This window comes from Conexibacter woesei Iso977N (assembly GCF_000424625.1).
GTDB lineage: Bacteria > Actinomycetota > Thermoleophilia > Solirubrobacterales > Solirubrobacteraceae > Baekduia > Baekduia woesei_A.
Genome location: NZ_AUKG01000001.1, coordinates 607,458 through 626,853, shown reverse-complemented (window position 1 = coordinate 626,853; position 19,396 = coordinate 607,458). Strand labels below are relative to the sequence as shown.

Here is a 19,396-nt window from a genome sequence, read left to right as displayed (position 1 = left end):
GGGTCCGAACCCCTGGTACGGTCGGCGCAACATGTCCAAGGAGGACAAGGTCGAGTTCGAGGGTGAAGTCGTCGAGGCCCTCCCGAACGCCATGTTCAAGGTGGAGCTCGACAACGGCCACGAGGTCCTCGGCCATGTCGCCGGCAAGATGCGCCGCTTCCGGATCCGGATCCTCCCCGGCGACCGCGTCCGCGTCGAGCTCTCGCCCTACGACCTCAACCGCGCGCGCATCATCTACCGCCACCGCTGAACGCTCGCCCAGGGGGCGAGGTTCAGACGCGCGAACTCGCCAGGGGCTCCTTCGCGCACCGTTGCGGGAGGGTCAGTAGCGTCCGGCGCGTGAGCGGCGAGCTGGACCTGATCGCGGCGTTCCAGAAGGTCTTGGAGAACCGCTCGGAGCGCGTCGTGCGCTGGAGTGGCGACGACTGCGCGGTCGTGCGGGCGCGGGCGGTCCAGGCGGTGAGCGTCGACACGATGGTCGACGGCGTCCACTTCCTGCTCGGCCATCCGGAGGTGACGCCGGAGGACGTCGGCTGGCGCGCGCTGGCCGCCGCGCTGAGCGACCTCGCGGCGATGGGCGCCGACAGCGGCGAGGCCTACGTCGCGCTCGGGCTCCCGGAGGGGCTGACGACCGACGACGCCATCGGGCTCGCCCGCGGCATGGAGGCGCTCGCCGCGCAGACCGGCACGACGATCGCCGGCGGCGACGTGACCCGCGCCGCCTCGCTGGTGGTGTCGGTGACCGTCGTCGGCTGGGCCGACCGCGAAGCAGACCTGATCGGCCGCGACGGCGCCCGGCCCGGCGACGAGGTCGTCGTGACCGGCGACCTCGGCGCCTCGGCCGCCGGCCTGGCGCTGCTGGAGGGGCGGGCGACATCGCCTGAGCGCGCGGCGCTGCTGCGCCGGCACCTGCGCCCGGAGCCGCGGCTCGCGCTCGGCAGGGCGCTCGCGCAGGCGGGGGCGCGGGCGTTGATCGACGTCAGCGACGGCGTCGCCACCGATGCCGCGCACGTCGCGCGGTCAAGCAGTGTCACGCTCGAGATCGACCTCGACGCGCTGCCGGTCCTCCCGGCGGTCGCGGCGATCGCCCACCAGCTCGGCGTCGAGCCCGGCGTCCTGGCCGCGACCGGCGGCGAGGACTACGAGCTGCTCGCGTGCCTGCCGCCCGCCGCGGTCGCCGGCCTCGGCGACGCCGTCACCGTGATCGGCCGCGTGATCGCGGCCGCAGCGGCGGGGCCGGGCCTCAGCCTTGTGGGCGCCGGGGCCGCTGGGACGCTGCGCGGTCACGAGCACCCCGTCGGGTGATCACCGGCACGTCCTCGCGACGGGCCGCCGCGCGCTGCAACAGCGCCGCGGCGACGAGGTGCGGGTCGACGACGTAGCTGTCGTCCTCCACCCGCTGTTTCAGTTCCTTCAGGTACATCTCGCGCTGCCTTCGTTCGACCCCTTGATGACAGGTCCATCGGGTCATGCCGCGGTGCTGCTGAGGGGGCTTGCTTCAACCTCCGACCCTTGTCCAGCAACGGCTGCGCCCAACGGGGTCACCGATGTCAGGCGGGCGACAACCACGATCCGCTGAGCGGCGCTGAACAACGGGTGGCAGGCCGAGAGGATCAGGCGGTCGTAGCCGACGCTGCGCAGCACCTTGACCGTCTGCGGCGACACGATCCGCGTGCGCTGGACGCGGTAGGTGAACGTCGCGTAGGGCATCTCGACCGTGATCCGGTCGTTCGGGTGCAGATCGTCGATGTGCCGGAACGGCGCGAGGTAGGTCGTCCGGTGCCCGGCGATCGCGGTCGTGCCGTGCTGGCCCGGCAGCGGCGTGCCGTCGAACGTGCCCGGGCCCTTGCGCAGGTCGGCGGGATCGGAGCCCTTGACGACGACCACGTCGGCGCCGAGGCGCGGGATCCGCAGCCGCGCGATCGCGTCACCGGGCGCGGTGTGCTCCTGCAGCGACCGCGCGAGGATCGCGATCCGGCGGTCGGAGTCGGTGACGCCCCTCAGCGCGCGCGCCTCCAGCGGCGTCGGGCCGCGGTGGTCGAGCTTGGCGAGGTCGTTGCGCAGCCCGTGCTGGCGGATCGACGTCTGAAGCGCCGTGACCGGCTCCATCCACAGGACCGTCGCCGCCGCGTCGGCCAGGACCAGCGCGCCCGCGACGATCAAGACGGTGGACAACCGGTGCCAGCGGCGCCGGCGCCGCACGCGGCGGACCTCCGGGTCGACCGTGGGCGCCGCCGTCGCGCTCATCGCTTCGCGGCCGAGCCGACGTTGCCGAGCGAGCCCGGACCGGCGTAGGTGACCGGGCCGCGCGTGCGGATCTCCTCCGGGTCCTCGTCGCTGGGCCGCCGGCGCTTGAGCGCGACGATCGCGGCCGAGCTCGCGCAGCCCCAGAGGAAGCTCCACAGGACCCACGAGCCGAGCGGGACGTGGCCGCCCGCGACGAGGATCGTCCAGAACCAGATCCCGTGCGGGAGGTCGAGGCCGAAGTCCGACGCGTCCATCGCGCCGACCAGGACGAGCGGGAACAGCGCGACCAGGACGAGCGCCAGCGACGCGGCGCGCGGCCAGCGCAGGTCCGGCGTCAGCGCCCAGAACCACAGGTGCGCGGCGGGCAGCGCGAGCGCCGCGGCGTACGGGTTGCCGATCCACAGCGCGGCGGTGATCGCCACGGTCGTCAGGCCGAGCGCGATCACCGCGCCGGGCGCGTCGGGCTCGCGCCTGGCGGCGCGCGCGGCGCCGGAGGCGTGCAGCAGCGCTGGCCGCGCGACCAGCCAGCCGAGCGCGAAGACCAGCACGATCGCGAAGAAGCCGACGATCGCGCCGGTGCCGAGCTCCAGCGCGCTGCCCGGGATCGGCGCGGGCGGCGCGACCGAGATCAGCCCGATCTTCGACAGCAGCACCGCGAAGATGCACGCGATCAGGAACGGGATCGCGGCGGCGAGCGTCCAGACGGTCCACAGCCCGAGCGGCTCGTGCCTGCGCCGGACGCGCGCGAGCGCGTCGATCCCCATCAGCAGCGGCGGCAGCAGCAGCGTCCCGACGAGCAGCCGGACCGCCCAGCCCGGGAGCACCTTGCCGCGGATCACGAGGTCGTCGCGCGCGGGCGCCGCGAGGTCGCGGAAGTTGTCGAGCGCGTAGAGGACGCGCAGCGCCGCGCGGCCCATGCGGTTCAGCCTCGCGACGCTGACCGGCGCGTTGGCCGCCGGCGGCTGCTCGCCGGAGGCCGACAGCAGCACCGCCGGCTGGCCCTCGCGCAGGAACTCCCCTTGCTCTGAGATCGTGACCGGCACGGACATCCGCGCCCACTGCGTCATCGCGCGCGGCGCGCCGCCGTCGGTCCCGAGCTCGGCGTGCAGCGCGCGCTGCACGGTGCGTTGCAGCTGGATCCCGGCCTGGCCGCGCCCGTTGGAGAACGGGACGACGATCGGCCGCCGCGTCTTCGTGCCGGCCATGTCGCCGAGCACGAGGATCGCGTCGGCGCGGCCGCCGAGCCGCTGGGCCTCCTCGCGCGCGCCCGCGAAGCCACCGCTGCCGCCGGAGGTCGAGATGAAGGTGATGGTCCGGCGCAGGCGGCCGTCGGCCGCGACCTGCGCCAGCTCCAGCAGCGCGGCGGTGGACGACAGCTCGGCGACCGAGCCGGGGTGCGCCGCGTCGCGGTGGGCGACGACGACCAGCGGCGGCCCGGGCTGGCCGGGACGCGTGGCGACGACGTCGATGAGGTCGCGCTTGCCGTCGATCGTCTCGCCGCTGAAGTGGTGCTCGGCGACGGTCCCGGGGACGCTCTGGCGCAGCTGCCCGGCGACGTAGCGCGCGAGCGCGTCGTCGCCGGACGAGCCGGGACGGCGGTCGCGGTAGGCCTTCTGCAAGCCCTCGAGCGTGCGCTGTGCCCGGTACTGGTCGAAGCCGTCTGGGGTCTGCGTCGTCCCGACCGCGCGGGGGCGATCCTGAAGGGAGAACGCCGCGACCAGCAGCGCGAGGAGCACGGGCACGAACGCAACGCGGTATAGGCGCGGTTCGAGCATCCACCTACAGTGTGTCTCACACGATGGCCGAACGCGCGCCCAGGATCCTGTTGGCCGACGACGAGCAGTCGATCCAGACCCTGCTCAGCTTCCCTCTGCGCAAGGACGGCTACGAGGTCACGACGGCCGCCGACGGTCGCGAGGCGCTGGCGCGCTTCAACGAGGGCAGGTTCGACCTCGTCGTCCTCGACGTGATGATGCCCCGCATGGACGGCCTGGAGGTCTGCCGCCGGATCCGGGCGCGCAACACCGTCCCGATCATCATGCTGACGGCCAAGGCCGAGGAGATCGACAAGGTCCTCGGGCTCGAGCTGGGCGCCGACGACTACATCACCAAGCCGTTCTCGCTGCGGGAGTTCCGCTCGCGGGTCCGGGCCGCGTTGCGGCGTGCGGGGATGCAGACCCAGAGCGCCGAGCCCGACGAGGACGAGCTGCCGCTCAGCGTCCACGAGCTGGAGATCGACCCGGCCAAGCGCGCGGTCAGGGTCCGCGGCGAGGCGGTCGAGCTGACGTTCGTCGAGTTCGAGATCCTCAACGCTCTGGCTCGCAACCCGGGTCGCGTCTTCACCCGCGACATGCTGCTGACGCGGATCTGGGGCGACTCCGCCTACCGCGACCCGCGCACGATCGACGTCCACATCCGCCATCTGCGCGAGAAGCTCGAGACGGACGCCAAGGACCCCGAGTACCTCTTCACCGTGCGCGGCGTCGGCTACCGCTTCCGCGACGAAGGCCGCTAGGCCGCGCGGCGAGGCGGCGTGGCACGACGCGGCGACGCCCGGCGCGGGGGCCGCAGGCGGTCGGCAGAATTGCGCGCCGGCATGCGCTCCCTCCGCACCCGCCTGGCCCTCTCGCTGTTCCTGATCGTCCTGGCGGCGGTCGCGGTCGTCGGCGGGGCGGTCATGAAGGGGCTGGACGACGGGCTGCGCCACGCGGCGCTGCAGCAGCTGATGACGACCGCGAAGGTCAACTCGCGCGGGATCGACGTCGCGATCGACAAGGGCGACAGCGCGCGCCACATCGACACGCTCGTCCGCGACGCCGCCGACCAGGCAACCGCGCGCGTGACGCTGCTCGGGCTCTACACGAACCCGGGCGCGCTGAGGACGTACCCGAAGTCGGACTCGACGCGGCAGGTCGAGATCCGCGACCTGCAGTTCGACGTCGCGGTCGACGCCGCGCAGACCGGCAGGCCGACGACCGCGATCGAGGCGGGCGACGCGGGCCGCGTCGGCGAGGCCGCGGTGCCGCTGATCTACCAGGACCCGAGGAGCCACAAGCGCGTCGTCGGGTCGGTGCTGGTGTTCTCGCGGCCGCTGGACACGGTCGACGAGGACGTCCAGGTCGTCCGCGACCGCGTGCTGGAGGCGGCGCTCGCCGCGCTGGCCCTTGCGGCGATCGCGGCGTGGCTGGTCGCGCGCAACGTGTCGCTGCGCGTCCGGCGCCTGGAGGCGGTCGCCGACCGCGTCGCCCAGGGCGACCTGACCGCGCGCTTCCCGGTCGACGCCCACGACGAGCTCGGCCAGCTCGCCGACACGCTGGAGCAGATGCGCCGCCAGCTCGCCGAGCTCGACGACGCGCGCAAGCGCTTCATCGCGACCGCGTCGCACGAGCTGCGCACGCCGCTGTTCTCGCTCGGCGGGTTCCTGGAGCTGCTGGAGGAGGAGGACCTCGACGAGGACGACCGCCGCCGTTTCATCACGCAGCTGCGCCAGCAGGTGCTGCGGATGCAGAAGCTGGCGACGGATCTCTTGGACCTCTCGAAGCTGGAGGCCGGCTCGCTGGAGCTGCGCCGCGAGCGCACGGACCTGGGGTCGGTCGCGCGGCTGGTCGCCGACGAGTTCGCGCCCACGCTGGTCGCGCACGAGGCGCACCTGGAGCTGCGGCTGCCGCCCGAGCCGGTCGAGGCGCACTGCGATCCGGAGCGCGTCGGGCAGGTGCTGCGGATCCTGATCGACAACGCGATCACCCACACGCCGCCGGGGACCGACCTGGTGGTGTCGGCGTCACGGCGCGGCGATGTCGCCCGGCTGGGAGTGGGGGACTTCGGACCGGGTATCCACCGGACGATGCTGCCCCGGATCTTCGAGCCGTTCGTGACCTCCGACGACGCCCAGGGCTCCGGCCTGGGGCTCGCGATCGCCGGCGAGCTGGCCGAGCGGATGGACGGGCGGTTGGCCGTCGACTCCCAGCCCGGCCGGACGACGTTCACGCTGGAGCTGCCCGCGTGAGCGGGCGCAGGCGCGGGCGCGCGGCGGCCGGGGTGCTCGCCGTCGCGGTGTTCGCCGCTGCCGGGTGCGGGCGGGGCGACGGCGGGAGCGGGACCACCGGTGCTTCCGGCAACACGGTCGCCAAGACGACGCGGGTCGAGGTCGTCAAGAGCGCCGACACGTCCGGCAGGTTCGACCCGCAGGCGATCTACCGGCGCGACTCTCCGGGTGTCGTCACGATCCTCTCCGCGTTCGGCAGCGAGGCCGGGCTCGGCTCGGGCTTCGTGATCTCCGACAGGGGCGAGATCGCCACCAACGCACACGTCGTCACGACCGGCGAGGGCGCGGCGATCAGGAAGGCCAGGCGGGTCTTCGTCCGCTTCGGCGACCGCAACCAGGTGCCGGCCAGGATCGTCGGCTTCGACCCGTTCGCCGACGTCGCGCTCGTCAAGGTCGACCCGGGCGGCCTGACGCTGCGCCCGCTGACCCTCGGGACGACCAGGGACGTCGCGGTCGGCGCGCCGGTCGCCGCGATCGGCTCGCCGTTCGGCGAGGAGCGGTCGCTGTCGGTCGGCGTGATCTCCGCGACCGATCGCGCGATCCAGTCGCTCACCGGCTTCTCGACGAGCGGCGCGCTGCAGACCGACGCCGCGATCAACAGCGGCAACTCGGGCGGGCCGCTGCTGGACGGCAGCGGCAAGGTGCTGGGGATCAACTCGCAGATCCGGTCCTCGTCGGGGTCGGGCAGCGGCGTCGGGTTCGCGGTCCCGGTCGACGTCGTCCGGCACTCGATCAGCCAGCTGCGCGAGAACGGCAGGGTCGAGTACCCGTACTTGGGCGTCTCGACGTCGGGCGTCTACCCGCAGCTGGCGAGGGAGTTCAGGCTCGGGACGGACGTCGGCGCGTGGATCCAGACGGTCGTGCCCGACGGGCCGGGCGACAGGGCCGGCGTGAAGGCCGGCGACAGGCGCGAGACCTTCCAGGAGCAGCCGTTCCGGGTGGGCGGCGACGTCGTCACGAAGATCGACGGCGCGCCCGTCCGCGAGGACGCCGACCTGGCGCGGTCGCTGCTGGACAGGCGGCCCGGTGACAGGGTCACGCTGACGATCGTGCGCGACGGTGCCAGCAGGCAGGTGTCCGTCACGCTCGGAACCCGCCCGCTCCAGACGCCGCGGGGGTAGGCTCGCACCGTGCTCCAGCCTGTGACCCTGGGGTCCAAGACCCTCGCGGACTACACGCACATCTTCGGCCGGGACGAGATCGCCGAGATCCGCGCGCTGGCCGAGCCCCTGAAGGGGGCGCGCGTCGTGCACGTCTCGGCGACCGCGTTCGGCGGTGGCGTCGCGGAGATCCTGTACACGTTGGTCCCGCTGATGAGGGACGTCGGGATCGACGTCGAGTGGCAGATCATCTACGGGCGCGAGGAGTTCTTCTTCGCGACCAAGTTGATGCACAATGCGTTGCAGGGCGCGCCGGAGGATCTGACGGCGGAGCAGTGGGCGACGTGGCGCGAGTACAACGAGATGAACGCGCGCGAGCTGCCGGACGGGTGGGACGTGGCGATCATCCACGACCCGCAGCCGGCCGCGATGTACGGGTTGGTCCCGGAGAAGGCGCGCTCGTGGCTGTGGCGCTGCCACATCGACCTGTCGACGCCGAACGCCGACACGATCGGGCAGCTGTTGCCGTACATCCGCGATTACCCCGAGACGCTGTTCCACATGGCGCAGTACGTGCCGGACGGGCTGAACGGGCATGTCAACGTCGTGCCCCCGGCGATCGACCCCCTTGCCCCCAAGAACATGGCCTTGTCGCCCGACGATGCCGCCTACGTGTGCGGGCAGTTCGGGATCGACGTCGACCGGCCGCTGCTCGTGCAGGTCTCGCGCTTCGATCCGTGGAAGGATCCGCTGGGCGTGATCGACGCCTACAAGTTGGTCAAGGAGGAGCGACCCGACGTGCAGCTGGCGCTGGTGGGATCGATGGCGAGCGACGACCCCGAGGGCTGGGACTACTACAACGCGACCGTGGCCCACGCCGACGGAGACCCGGACATCTTCATCCTCAACAACTTCAACAACGTCGGCTCGATCGAGGTCAACGCCTTCCAGTCTCACGCCGACGTGGTGATCCAGAAGTCGATCCGCGAGGGCTTCGGGCTGACGGTCAGCGAGGCGCTCTGGAAGAGCAAGCCGTTCGTCGGCGGCGACGTCGGCGGCATCCCGCTGCAGGTCGAGCAGGGCGTGACCGGGTACTTGGTCCGCTCCCCCGAGCAGTGCGCGGCGCGCTGCGCCGACATCATCGCCGACCCGGCTCTGGGCAAGGCGCTGGGCCGCCGCGGCAAGGCGCATGTGCGCAAGCACTTCCTGACGCCGCGCTACCTGCGCGACTACCTGAAGATCTTCCACGAGGTGCTCGGGATCAACAGCGGTGGCGGGACGGGCGCGGCTGCGGCATCGCCCGACGGCGCGACTGCGCGCGGCGCGGCCGTGGCACCGCCTCCGGGCGCGGCTTCGGCGCAGGGGGATGCGGCATGAGCGGCGAGCAGGACCGCCCGCTGATCCTGGTCTCCAACCGCGGGCCGGTGACGTTCGACGACGAGGGCGGCTTCAAGCGCGGCACGGGCGGCCTGGTCACGGCGCTCACCGGGCTGGCGGTCCATCGCGACGTCGTCTGGATCGCGAGCGCGCTGACCGAGGGCGACAAGCAGCGGGTCGCGGAGGCCGACGGGCAGTCGTTCGAGGTCGACACCGCGGGCGAGGGCACGTTCCAGGTCCGGATGGTCGTCAGCGACGACGACGCCTACGATCGCTTCTACAACATCTTCGCCAACCCGATGCTGTGGTTCATCCAGCACTACCTCTGGGACCTCAGCAACGCGCCGGACATCCGCCGCCACGAGATCGAGGCGTTCGAGTTCGGCTACAACGTGGTCAACGAGGACCTCGCGAAGGCCGTCGTGGAGGAGATCGAGGGCGTCGAGGAGCCCGTCGTGATGGTCCACGACTACCACCTCTACACGCTGCCCGGGCTGATCCGGAAGGCGCGGCCGGACGCGTTCCTCCATCACTTCGTGCACATCCCGTGGACGCAGCCAGATGCGTGGCGCGTGCTGCCGCGCGGGGTGCGGCGCGAGATCTACGAGGGCCTGCTGGCCAACGACATCATCGGGTTCCACACGCGGTCCTACCGCTGGAACTTCCTCCAGTGCTGCCGCGACCTGATGGAGCTCGACGTCGACTTCGAGAACGGCATCGTGCGCTTCGAGGATCGCGAGATCTGGGTGCGCGCCTACCCGCTGCCGATCGACGCCGACGCGATCCGGCGGGTGGCCACCAACAACGAGCGCGTCGCGGAGTTCGAGGCCGAGATCCTGCGGCGCCGACGCGAGCACCTGATCCTGCGCGTCGACCGCGCCGACCTGTCCAAGAACGTCCTGCGCGGGTTCACGGCCTTCGACCTGTTCCTGGAACAGCACCCGGAGTTCCGCGAGAAGGTGACGTTCGTCGCGCAGCTGATGCCGTCCCGGACCGACGTGCCCGAGTACGCCGAGTACCTGGAGCGGATCGAGGCGATCGTCGCGGTCGTCAACCACCGCCACGGGACGCCGGACTGGATGCCGATCCAGCTCAAGCTCAAGGACGACCTCGAGGACGCGGTCGCTGCCTACAAGAACTACGACGTGCTGCTGGTCAACGCGATGTTCGACGGCATGAACCTGGTCGCCAAGGAAGGGCCGATGGTCAACGAGGTGCACGGCGTCTCGATCCTGAGCGAGAACACCGGCGCCCACGAAGAGCTCGGCGAGTTCGCGCTCAGCGTCAACCCCTTCGACATCCAAGAGCTGGCCGACTCCATCCACGCCGCCCTGACGATGGCCCCCGACGAGCGCGAACGCCGCGCCCACGGCCTCCAGAACATCATCACCTCCCGCAACCCCGGCGACTGGATCGACGACCAGATCGCCGACATCCGCAAGAAGGCCGGCGTCGAGGCCTAGCGCCCCGCCCCGCCGGGGCGTCCGCCAACTTCGCGCCGCGGCCAGAATCCGTAGCTCAGCTGGATCAAGCTACGGACCTCGGTCAGCACGCCGGCGCGTCTCGCTCGACTCACGGCCGACCGGCTCTTCGCTCGCGTCTCGGCTCTCCAGATGAGACGGTCACCGGCCATGACCGACGTTTCCGACGCGAACCCGGTAGACGCCTCGATCGCCGACCTGTTTCCCGCCGACAGGATCGAAGCCCGTTTCGTCCTCGCGATGTCGATGGCGCGCGACGACCTCGACCGGGCGCTACGAGATGGCATCAAGGCTGCCGCTTTGGACGATCAGGACTTCACGTATCGGGTGCGGCTGGTGACGTCGCACCTGGTCGAGGCGCTCGACAGCCTGAACGCGTACTCCCAGGACGGCGACGTCAAGAAGCTGATCAGCCGGGTCCCGAAGGAGCACAGGAAGCATTTGGCAAGGGCACGCAGCGTCGCCCAGAAGGTCGGTGACAAGGCGCTCGACACGGTGCGCAACAACACGTTCCACTACCCGTCGCCCAAGACGAACTACAACCCGACCTCTGACGCGCAACTGCGCGACGTGCTGATCGACATCGGCCCGAGCAAGGCCTACATGCACCTGGATCACCGCGGCGAGCACCCGGTGGTCACGCTGACCTTCGCTCAGGAGGTCGCGCTTGCCCTCGCCATCGCCGGGCACTCCGCCGACACGGAGGCCGCTCGCACGCAATACGAGACGACGAGCGACGGTGCCGTCGCGTTCACGAAGTGGGCCGAGGCACTGTTGCTCGCTTACTTCACCGCGACCGGCGCCGAGATCGGCCAACCGCGCATCCTCGAGGACAAGAACGCGGAGACATGACGCTCCGCGCCGCCTCTCGGCTCAGTCGAACTTTGATCCGAGGTGCGAACCCATGGGCGCCGCGTGCGTCAGAGCGGCGGCGGTCACGGCCGGAAGCAGAGCGGGCGCGTCGGACTACGGCCGGAACTCCGGCTGGGGTGCAGCGGCGGGGGCGGCGGGGGCGCGAGAACGTGGAGGCTCCGCGCTCGATGTCGATGTCGATGTCGGCGTCGTGGTCGCTTCGGTGTCAGGCGCCGGCTTCGGGTGTGAGCGGTGGCGCGCGTGGGTGGGCGACGGATGGTGGGTCCGGTGGCGCGCCGGTGGGGTCGTCTTCTTCCTCGACCTCGCGTGCCTCTGAGCGGGTGGTGATGGGCCGGCCTCCGGCAGCGTGGTCGTGTCGGGTTCGATCGGGGCCGTGTCGAGCGACGGTGGTGATGCGGCTGCCGCCGGCGGCAGCGTGGGCGCGGAGCTATGGAGATGCGGCCAGGCGAAGAGCAGGGCGAGGGCTGCAAGAACGGCTGCAGCGCGGGCGATGTTGGTCCAGCGGAGGCGGGTGAAGAGCGCGGTCATGGCCCTTCTAGGTCCGGAGGCGCGGGAACTCGCCCCCCGAGAGTCCTTGGCCGAACCAATGCCGCTATAGTCGTTCGCCGCCCTCGGGGCGCCTTTCATCATGCCTGCACAGAACCCCACCTACGACTTGATGCTCCTCCTCGACACCGCTGCGGACGAGGAGCTGCGCACCAAGGTCCTCGCCGAAGCCGAGCGGATCCTGGAGAGCAACAGCGCGACCATCGTCAGCAAGCACGATTGGGGCGTCCGTCGCACCGCGTTCGAGATCCGTCACAGGAACGACGCGGAGTACCACCTGCTGCAGTTCCAGGGTGGCCCGGAGGTCCCGGCCGCGCTGGACCGCTACCTGCGCATCGCCGACGGCGTCGTCCGCTTCCGCGTGATCAAGCTCCGCTCGGGCCTGCCGCCCGTGCCGGACCTGCGCGCCGCCACGTCGGAGGCCGCCGCTGAGGCCGCTCCCGCCGAGTCGGCTCCGGTCGAGCGCCTCTAAGCGCCGCTGGAACAGCCTGCAGGACCTGCGCAGCGCCGCCCTCGGGTGGCGCTGTTGTCGTTCCGGGGACACGTCTTCGCGGCGCAAGACGCGCGCTCTGTTGCGACTTCGCGCAGGAATCGCCGCTCGTTGCAGGCTTTCGGCTCTTGCCCTCCGAGCCGGTCCCTAGACTCGCCGCAGACTTCAAGTTCGCCCCCGAAAGGAGCCCGTCGTGGCCGCCTCCAACATCAACCGCGTCGTCCTGACCGGCAACCTCACCTTCGATCCCGAGCTGCGCTCGCTGCCGAGCGGCACCTCGGTCTGCAAGCTGCGCGTCGCGGTCAACACCCGCCGCAAGAACAACTCCACCGGCGAGTGGGAGGACAAGCCCAACTACTTCGACGTCACCGTCTGGGGTCAGCAGGGCGAGAACTGCGCGCGGTACCTCAGCAAGGGCCGCCCGGTCGCGATCGACGGCCGCCTCGAGTGGCGCGAGTGGCTGGACAGGGACACCGGCAAGAACCGCAACGGCGTCGACATCATCGCCGAGACCGTCCAGTTCCTCGGCGGCCGTGACGATGCCGGCGGCGGCCAGGGCGGCGGGTTCACCCCGCGCGCGGACGTCCCGACCGACACGTCGGACTTCGGCCCGCCCTCCGCGCAGCCGACGCCCGTCTCGGCCCCGGTCGCGACGCCGGCCGACGACGACATCCCGTTCTAGGCCGCACGAGCACCACGCTCTGCCCTGCCGAGCCCCGGCGCGCCGCCCGCGCGCCGGGGCTCGCTGCGTTCTGAGGCCTCACTTCTCGCGCGGGAACCCGTACGTCTTCTTGGACGACCACTCGTACGAGTGCTACCGTCGAGGGCATGGCCGACGTTCTCGCCAGCGCCGAGGCACGCGACAAGCTGCCCTCGCTCATCAAGGAGATCACCGCACATCCGGAGATCACCGTGGAAGTGGGCCGACAGCGACGGCGCGAGGTCGTCATCGTGAACGCCAACCGCTATGACGAGATGGTGCGTCGCGAAGATGCGCTGCGGGACGTCGCCTGGGCGGTGTTCGCGTCCGATCGGATCGAGCATCCGACCAGCGAGCCGATCAGCTGGGACGACGCGCAGCGGCTCCGCAAGCGCGGGTGAGCAAGGCCCCGAAGTACGTCGTCGACTTCCTGGACCGGGAGGCCTTCTACTCGGTCGAGCGACTTCCCCAGCCCCACCGGGACATCGCCTGGGATCTCCTCGATCACCTCCAGAGCACGCCACGGTTCGGCAAGCCGCTCGAGAACCATCCGATCCTCGGCGACCTGTCCGACGCTCGAACGCTGTACGTCATCGACTTCGACCAGAAGCAGGTCGACTGGCCGCCGCCCTACCGGATCGTCTACCGCCTGCTCCCCAGCGACGCGGCGCCGCAACGCGTGCAGGTGATCTGGGCCGGGCCGCGCGACGACGGGCTCGTGTACGAGGTCGCGGCGCGACGCCTCAAGCGTCTCTGACGCGACGACCGCACGGCTCGCCCGGCTGGCAGGATGCAGGGCGTGCCGCGGTTCGATGCCAGTACGCCCAGAATGCCGGTTCTGCCGCGCATGTCGGAGGAGCTCACGCCGCGGGATCTGGCGGCGGTGTGGTTCGAGGATGAGGACCGGTTCGAGGGGGTCGAGCTGAACGGCAGCGCCGAGGCCGGCGAGATCAGCGCCCGCAACGTCACGATCGAGGATGCCCGGATCACCGGGTCGCTCGGCGGCGGCGCCCTCAAGGACCTCCACCTCCACGACGCCACCATCGACGGCGCCGACCTCGCCAACGTCGACCTCACCGACGCCCACCTCAACCGCCTCACGATCACCGACGCCCGCCTGACCGGCGCCAACCTGACCAAGGCGACGCTCCAGGACGTCGTCCTGACCGGCTGCCGGCTGGACTTCGCGATCCTCGCCGCCGCCCGGATCGACCGCGTGATCTTCCGCGACTGCGTCCTGACCGAGTCGACGCTGGAGCAGGCCCAGCTGCGCGACGTCCGGTTCGAGTCCTGCGACCTCACGCGCGCCTCGCTCGGCCAGAGCCAGCACACGCGCGTCGAGCTGCACGGCTGCCGGCTGGCGGAGATCCGCTCGCTGCAGGACCTGCGCGGCGTCGCGATGCCCTACCCGGACCTCGTCGACCAGGTGGTCAACCTCGCCGGCGCCCTCGGGATCCGCGTCGCGACCGACCCGGACGCCGAGGACTAGCCCGCTAGACTCGCTCCGTCCGCAGCGTGCGCTACCTCGGACCGCAACGCGAACGCGAACCGGTCCGTGTCACACTGTCGGGCCTGCCCGCGCCGCCGGCGCGCCGCAGTCGGACTCGCGCGTCAATGCTAGGCGCGCGCACCGCACGTCCGGACTTCCCGCAACACCCAAGCAAGGACTCACGCCTCCATGGCCAAGCAGCGCAAGGGTGCGACCAAGCCGTCGCGCCGTCGAGACAAGAAGGGCGGCCCGGGTTCCGGGCGCCGCAAGCCCTGCCCGTACTGCAAGGACAAGATCGAGCAGGTCGACTACAAGGACGTCGTCGGTCTGCGCCGCTTCGTCTCCGAGCGCGGCAAGATCCGCTCGCGCCGCATCACGGGCGCCTGCCGTCGTCACCAGAACCAGATCGCGACCGCCGTCAAGCGCGCGCGTGAGCTGGCGCTCCTGCCGTACGCCGCCGAGCCGGCGTCCGAGAGCGTCGGCGGCCGCCGCGGCCGTGACCGCGATCGGGACCGGGACTAGCCGCCATGCCTGAAGCCATCCTCCTCAAGGACGTCGACGGCGTCGGCCAGCGCGGCACCGTCGTGGACGTGTCGAAGGGCTACCTCCGCAACTTCCTGATCCCGCGCAAGCTCGCCGCGCCGGCCTCCAAGGGCCTGCTCCGCGAGGCCGAGCGCAACGCCGACGCCTACAACAAGGCGACCGCGCAGCGCATCGCCGAGGCCCAGGAGCACGCGGAGCAGCTCAACAAGACCGTCCTGACGATCAGCCAGCAGGCCGGCGAGGACGGCCGCCTGTTCGGCTCGGTCACCACCCAGGACATCGCCGACGAGATCAAGTCGGCCCGCGGCTTCGACGTCGACCGCCGCAAGATCCACCTGGACGACGCGATCAAGAACGTCGGGACCTACCAGGTGGTCCTCGAGGTCGCCGAGGGCGTGACCGCCACCGTCAAGGTGATGGTCTCCGAGGCCTAGGCCTCCGCGACACCGCAGCTTCGCCGGAGGGCGTCCCGCACGGGGCGCCCTTCGTCGTTCTGGCGCGATCGGGCGGACACGACTTAAAAGTCGTACTCCCCGCGTTTTGCGACAACTTTGCGCAGAAATTACGCCGGACCGAGCGTTACCGTCAGTGGCCTAAGTGACGACGTTCGAGGACTACAACTACGACGAGGAATACGCGCCCGGCGACGAGGACGGCGGCGGTACCCCGTTCCAGGGTGCGTCCGGGCCGCTGGCGCAGGCTGCGCTGGCGCCGCCGCACAGCCTCGAGGCCGAGCAGAGCGTGCTCGGTGCCGTGCTGCTGTCGGACAAGGTCCACTACGCGTACGTCATCGAAGAGGGCCTGAAGCCCGACGACTTCTACCGCGAGCGCCACCAGGTCATCTACGACTCGATGCTCGCGCTCTACAGCGAGTCCGAGCCGATCGACGTCGTCACGGTCACCGAGCACCTCCGCGCGCGCGGCGCGCTGGAGCAGGCCGGCGGGCCCGCCGCGATCGACGAGCTGACCGCCGCCGTCCCGGCCGTCGGCAACCTGCGCCGCTACGGCTCGATCGTCCGCGAGATGTCGCTGCTGCGGAGGCTGCTCTCGGCGACCTACGAGATCCAGGCGTCGGTCCACAACCACGAGGGCACGCCGCGCGACATCGTGGAGCAGGCCGAGAAGGCGATGCTCGAGGTCGGTCGCGACGACCGCCAGAGGGACTTCCGCCCCGCCGGCGAGATCATGCACGAGGAGGTCGACCGCTGGCACAAGCTGTCGACCGAGGGCCAGTCGATGACCGGCACGCCGTCGGGCTTCCAGGAGCTCGACGAGATGACCGGCGGCTTCCAGCCCGGCAACATGATCATCGTCGCCGCGCGCCCGTCGATGGGCAAGTCCGCGCTGGTCACGAACATGGCCGAGAACGTCGCGCTGCACCCCGAGCGCCCGCGCCCCGTCGCGCTGTTCTCCCTGGAGATGAGCGAGTCCGAGCTGGCCCAGCGCTTCATCGCGTCGCAGGCGTCGATCAAGGGCGACGACCTCCGCAAGGGCCGCCTCAAGGACCCGCGCAAGTGGCAGCGCGTCCTGGAGACCGCGTCGCGCTACGAGCGCTCGCCGCTCTACGTCGACGACTCCTCCGACATCGGCATCCTCGAGGTCCGCGCCAAGGCCCGCCGCCTGCACCAGCAGACGATGAGCGAGTACGGCGGCCTCGGGCTGATCATCGTCGACTACCTCCAGCTGCTGCGCACCGACGCCCGGACCGACAACCGCGTCCAGGCGATCGGCGAGATCTCGCGTGGCCTGAAGATCCTCGCGCGCGAGCTCGAGGTCCCGGTGATCGCGCTGTCGCAGCTCTCCCGTGGCGTCGAGTCGCGCACCGACAAGCGCCCGATGCTCTCCGACCTTCGTGAGTCCGGCCAGATCGAGCAGGACGCCGACCTCGTCATGTTCATCTACCGCGACGAGTACTACAACGAGAACACCGACCGCCCGGGCGAGGCCGACCTGATCGTCGCCAAGCACCGAAACGGCGGCCTCGGCGACGTGCCGCTGACCTTCCAGGGCGAGTACCCGCGCTTCCTGGGCCTGCAGCGCGCGGCCTGATCGGGCTAGGCGCGACGCGGCCGGGCGGGGTCGGCGCGGCCTCGTTCCCTATCCTTTCCAAAGAAATGCCAGGAACCGTGATCGTCGGCGCCCAGTGGGGCGATGAGGGCAAGGGCAAGGTCATCGACCTCCTTGCCGAGCACGCAGACGTGGTGGTCCGCTTCCAAGGCGGCAACAACGCCGGCCACACGATCATGCACGCGGGTGAGACGTGGAAGTTCCACCTCATCCCGTCCGGCATCCTCTACCCCGGCCGGACCTGCGTGATCGGCAACGGCGTCGTCGTGGACCCCGCCGTCCTGACCGCCGAGATCGACGACCTGCGCGCCCGCGGCGTCGACGTCTCCGGCCTCAAGCTCAGCGCCAACGCGCACCTGATCATGCCCTACCACCTGCTCCTCGACATGGAGGGCGAGCAGAAGCTGGGCAAGAACCTGATCGGCACGACCAAGCGCGGCATCGGCCCGGCGTACTCCGACAAGGCCGCGCGCCTCGGCATCCGCGTCCAGGACCTGCTCGACGCGCGGATCCTGAAGAAGAAGATCGCCGCCGCGCTGGAGCCCAAGCGCCAGCAGCTGCGCCCGTTCGCGCGCGAGATCGACCTGCAGACGATGACCGAGGAGTACCTCACCTACGGCCACCGCCTGGAGCAGCACATCGCCGACACCAGCGCCCTCGCCTGGCGCGCGCTCGACGACGACAAGCACGTGCTGTTCGAGGGCGCCCAGGGCGCGCTGCTGGACATCGACCACGGCACCTATCCGTTCGTCACCTCGTCGAACCCGGTCGCCGGCGCAGCCGCGACCGGCGCCGGCGTCGGCCCGCGCGACATCGCCGAGGTCTGGGGCGTCACCAAGGCCTACGCGACGCGCGTCGGCGCGGGCCCGTTCCCGAGCGAGCTGCACGACGACACCGGCGAGGAGCTCCGCCAGAAGGGCCACGAGTTCGGCACGACCACCGGCCGCGCGCGCCGGACCGGCTGGCTCGACGTCGTCGCCCTGCGCTACGCCGCGCGGCTGAACTCGCTGAGCGCGCTGGCGGTCACGAAGCTGGACGTGCTGAGCGGGTTCGAAACGCTCAGCGTCTGCACGTCGTACCGCAGCAGCAAGGACGAGGACTTCCACACCGACGTCTTCCCGTACCACCAGTCGGTCCTGCACACGGCCGTCGGCGAGTACACCGAGCTGCCGGGCTGGAGCGAGGACATCACCGACGTCCGCGTCTGGGACGACCTGCCCGAGAACGCCAAGAGGTACCTGGCGTACCTCGAGGAGGCGGTCGGCGTGCCGGTCGTCCTGGTCGGCGTGGGCCCGGGCCGCGAGCAGATCATCTGGGCCGACGCGGCCAAGGACTCCGCGCTCGCCGCCCAGGCGATGGCCGCCGCCGCGTAGGCTGTCCCGCGTGGAGAGCTCGGTGCCGCCGCGCGGCGCGGTGATCGGCCTGGGGATGATGGGCCGCCACCACGCGCGCATCCTGCAGTCCAACGCCGCGATGCGCTTCGCCGGCGCGGTCGACCCGGGCGGCGACCGCTTCGGCGCCGTCGCCGATCGTGCGCGGGTGTTCGGGACGATCGAGGAGATGCTGGCCGTCGAGCGCCCGGAGTTCGCGGTCGTCGCGGTGCCGACCGAGGAGCACCTGCCGGCCGTGCGCGAGCTGACCGCCGCGGGCGTCAACGTGCTGGTCGAGAAGCCCGTCGCCGCCACCGCGGCCGAAGCGCGCGAGATCATCGGGTTGGTCGCCGACGCCGGGCTGGTCGGGGCGGTCGGGCACGTCGAGCGCTGCAACCCCGCGCTGCGCGAGCTGCGCCGGCGGCTGCCGGACCTCGGCGAGGTCTACTCGGTGGCGACCGAGCGCGTCGGGCCGTTCCCGGACCGGATCCGCGACGTCGGCGTGGTCAAGGACCTCGCGACGCACGACCTCGACCTGGTGCGCTGGCTCGGCGGCGCGCCGATCGCGCGCGTCGCCGCGCAGACGTCGCACCGGATGGGCCGCGACCACGAGGACCTGGTCCTGGTCACCGGCCGGCTCGCCAACGACCGCGCGTTCAACTGCGTGGTCGACTGGCTGACGCCGCGCAAGATCCGCGAGACGCGCGTGCTCGGCGAGGGCGGGATGTTCGTCGCCGACACGCTGAACGCCGACCTCTGGTTCTACGCCAACGCGCACGTGTCGACCGGCGGCTGGGCGGCGGACGCCGCGCGCCGCGGCGTCGCCGAGGGCGACGTGACGAAGTTCGCGCTGCGCCGCGAGGAGCCGCTGGCCGCCGAGCTGGAGGCGTTCTGCGCGCTGGTCGGCGGCAACGACAGCGCCCCGGTCGTGACGCTCGCCGAGGGGCTCGAGACCGTCGTGGTCGCCGAGGCGGTCCTGGAGAGCGCGGCGAGCGGCGCGTCGGTGGACCTCACCGGGAGCGCGGCGTGAAGGCCGTTGTCGATGCGGGCGCGACGACGGCTCGACGC

Annotated in this window: 20 protein-coding genes; 18 read left to right on the top strand and 2 right to left on the bottom strand. The window is 71.4% G+C overall.

What is annotated here, in order from left to right:
• The first annotated feature begins 31 nt into the window (after positions 1-31).
• Both infA and thiL read left to right on the top strand, forming a co-directional pair.
• Entirely contained in the window at positions 32-250 is a 219-nt protein-coding gene (infA, locus tag H030_RS0103105) for a translation initiation factor IF-1 (protein WP_027005049.1), read from the top strand.
• Positions 251-339: 89 nt separating this feature from the next.
• Complete coding sequence (thiL, locus tag H030_RS0103100) at positions 340-1,305, top strand: thiamine-phosphate kinase (protein WP_027005048.1); 966 nt, start codon at positions 340-342, stop codon at positions 1,303-1,305.
• Between the two features lie 162 nt (positions 1,306-1,467).
• Here the strand turns inward: thiL and H030_RS36160 are convergent, their stop codons facing one another.
• Both H030_RS36160 and H030_RS0103090 read right to left on the bottom strand, forming a co-directional pair.
• A complete protein-coding gene (locus tag H030_RS36160) occupies positions 1,468-2,247 on the bottom strand; it encodes a sortase (protein ID WP_051221561.1) in 780 nt (259 codons plus the stop codon).
• Positions 2,244-3,989 (bottom strand): M28 family peptidase, encoded by a 1,746-nt coding sequence (locus H030_RS0103090; RefSeq protein ID WP_196808968.1) that lies wholly within the window; start codon positions 3,987-3,989, stop codon positions 2,244-2,246. Before H030_RS0103090 ends, H030_RS36160 begins: the two co-directional genes overlap by 4 nt.
• 56 nt (positions 3,990-4,045) lie before the next feature.
• Here H030_RS0103090 and H030_RS0103085 point away from each other — a divergent pair, with 56 nt between their 5' ends.
• The 16 genes from H030_RS0103085 (at position 4,046) to H030_RS0103010 (ending at position 19,358) form a co-directional block, all read left to right on the top strand.
• On the top strand, positions 4,046-4,762 hold the full coding sequence (locus H030_RS0103085; protein ID WP_027005046.1) for a response regulator transcription factor: 717 nt from the start codon (positions 4,046-4,048) through the stop codon (positions 4,760-4,762).
• Between the two features lie 81 nt (positions 4,763-4,843).
• Positions 4,844-6,253 (top strand): sensor histidine kinase, encoded by a 1,410-nt coding sequence (locus H030_RS36155; RefSeq protein ID WP_051221559.1) that lies wholly within the window; start codon positions 4,844-4,846, stop codon positions 6,251-6,253.
• Positions 6,250-7,413 carry a S1C family serine protease gene (locus H030_RS28810; protein ID WP_051221557.1) on the top strand — a complete coding sequence of 388 codons (1,164 nt, stop codon included), beginning with the start codon at positions 6,250-6,252 and terminating at the stop codon, positions 7,411-7,413. The genes H030_RS36155 and H030_RS28810 overlap by 4 nt, the downstream gene beginning before the upstream one ends.
• Positions 7,414-7,422: 9 nt before the next feature.
• Positions 7,423-8,769, top strand: coding sequence for a glycosyltransferase (locus H030_RS28805; protein WP_081690462.1), 1,347 nt, complete (start codon positions 7,423-7,425; stop codon positions 8,767-8,769).
• A complete protein-coding gene (locus H030_RS0103065) occupies positions 8,766-10,232 on the top strand; it encodes an alpha,alpha-trehalose-phosphate synthase (UDP-forming) (protein WP_027005045.1) in 1,467 nt (488 codons plus the stop codon). The genes H030_RS28805 and H030_RS0103065 overlap by 4 nt, the downstream gene beginning before the upstream one ends.
• A 168-nt stretch (positions 10,233-10,400) precedes the next feature.
• Positions 10,401-11,102, top strand: coding sequence for a hypothetical protein (locus H030_RS0103060; RefSeq protein WP_027005044.1), 702 nt, complete (start codon positions 10,401-10,403; stop codon positions 11,100-11,102).
• 649 nt (positions 11,103-11,751) lie between these two features.
• Positions 11,752-12,141 carry a 30S ribosomal protein S6 gene (rpsF, locus tag H030_RS0103055; RefSeq protein WP_081690461.1) on the top strand — a complete coding sequence of 130 codons (390 nt, stop codon included), beginning with the start codon at positions 11,752-11,754 and terminating at the stop codon, positions 12,139-12,141.
• A gap of 211 nt (positions 12,142-12,352) precedes the next feature.
• Positions 12,353-12,841 (top strand): single-stranded DNA-binding protein, encoded by a 489-nt coding sequence (locus H030_RS0103050; RefSeq protein ID WP_027005042.1) that lies wholly within the window; start codon positions 12,353-12,355, stop codon positions 12,839-12,841.
• Positions 12,842-12,987: 146 nt separating this feature from the next.
• The gene (locus H030_RS0103045; RefSeq protein ID WP_027005041.1) at positions 12,988-13,260 is read left to right on the top strand and encodes a hypothetical protein; all 273 of its coding nucleotides are present in this window, start codon (positions 12,988-12,990) and stop codon (positions 13,258-13,260) included.
• Positions 13,257-13,616: a hypothetical protein gene (locus H030_RS0103040; protein WP_027005040.1), complete on the top strand. Its 360-nt coding sequence runs from the start codon at positions 13,257-13,259 to the stop codon at positions 13,614-13,616. Before H030_RS0103045 ends, H030_RS0103040 begins: the two co-directional genes overlap by 4 nt.
• Before the next feature lie 90 nt (positions 13,617-13,706).
• Positions 13,707-14,348 carry a pentapeptide repeat-containing protein gene (locus H030_RS36150; RefSeq protein ID WP_027005039.1) on the top strand — a complete coding sequence of 214 codons (642 nt, stop codon included), beginning with the start codon at positions 13,707-13,709 and terminating at the stop codon, positions 14,346-14,348.
• Positions 14,349-14,537: 189 nt separating this feature from the next.
• Positions 14,538-14,870, top strand: a complete 333-nt coding sequence (gene rpsR, locus H030_RS28795; protein WP_051221555.1) for a 30S ribosomal protein S18 — start codon at positions 14,538-14,540, stop codon at positions 14,868-14,870.
• 5 nt (positions 14,871-14,875) lie between these two features.
• A complete protein-coding gene (gene rplI, locus H030_RS0103025; RefSeq protein WP_027005038.1) occupies positions 14,876-15,325 on the top strand; it encodes a 50S ribosomal protein L9 in 450 nt (149 codons plus the stop codon).
• A 163-nt stretch (positions 15,326-15,488) separates the two neighbouring features.
• A complete protein-coding gene (gene dnaB, locus H030_RS0103020) occupies positions 15,489-16,940 on the top strand; it encodes a replicative DNA helicase (RefSeq protein ID WP_231398348.1) in 1,452 nt (483 codons plus the stop codon).
• Positions 16,941-17,005: 65 nt separating this feature from the next.
• Positions 17,006-18,331 carry an adenylosuccinate synthase gene (locus tag H030_RS0103015; protein ID WP_027005036.1) on the top strand — a complete coding sequence of 442 codons (1,326 nt, stop codon included), beginning with the start codon at positions 17,006-17,008 and terminating at the stop codon, positions 18,329-18,331.
• Positions 18,332-18,341: 10 nt separating this feature from the next.
• On the top strand, positions 18,342-19,358 hold the full coding sequence (locus H030_RS0103010; RefSeq protein ID WP_027005035.1) for a Gfo/Idh/MocA family protein: 1,017 nt from the start codon (positions 18,342-18,344) through the stop codon (positions 19,356-19,358).
• Positions 19,359-19,396 lie beyond the last annotated feature (38 nt).

Bases quoted from the DNA above. Each gene is read 5' to 3' on its own strand.
- infA (WP_027005049.1), top strand. From the start codon at position 32: ATGTCCAAGGAGGACAAGGTCGAGTTCGAGGGTGAAGTCGTCGAGGCC.
- H030_RS36160 (WP_051221561.1), bottom strand. From the start codon at position 2,247: ATGAGCGCGACGGCGGCGCCCACGGTCGACCCGGAGGTCCGCCGCGTG.
- H030_RS0103085 (WP_027005046.1), top strand. From the start codon at position 4,046: ATGGCCGAACGCGCGCCCAGGATCCTGTTGGCCGACGACGAGCAGTCG.
- H030_RS36155 (WP_051221559.1), top strand. From the start codon at position 4,844: ATGCGCTCCCTCCGCACCCGCCTGGCCCTCTCGCTGTTCCTGATCGTC.
- H030_RS0103065 (WP_027005045.1), top strand. From the start codon at position 8,766: ATGAGCGGCGAGCAGGACCGCCCGCTGATCCTGGTCTCCAACCGCGGG.
- H030_RS0103060 (WP_027005044.1), top strand. From the start codon at position 10,401: ATGACCGACGTTTCCGACGCGAACCCGGTAGACGCCTCGATCGCCGAC.
- rpsF (WP_081690461.1), top strand. From the start codon at position 11,752: ATGCCTGCACAGAACCCCACCTACGACTTGATGCTCCTCCTCGACACC.
- H030_RS0103045 (WP_027005041.1), top strand. From the start codon at position 12,988: ATGGCCGACGTTCTCGCCAGCGCCGAGGCACGCGACAAGCTGCCCTCG.
- H030_RS36150 (WP_027005039.1), top strand. From the start codon at position 13,707: ATGTCGGAGGAGCTCACGCCGCGGGATCTGGCGGCGGTGTGGTTCGAG.
- rpsR (WP_051221555.1), top strand. From the start codon at position 14,538: ATGGCCAAGCAGCGCAAGGGTGCGACCAAGCCGTCGCGCCGTCGAGAC.
- rplI (WP_027005038.1), top strand. From the start codon at position 14,876: ATGCCTGAAGCCATCCTCCTCAAGGACGTCGACGGCGTCGGCCAGCGC.
- H030_RS0103015 (WP_027005036.1), top strand. From the start codon at position 17,006: ATGCCAGGAACCGTGATCGTCGGCGCCCAGTGGGGCGATGAGGGCAAG.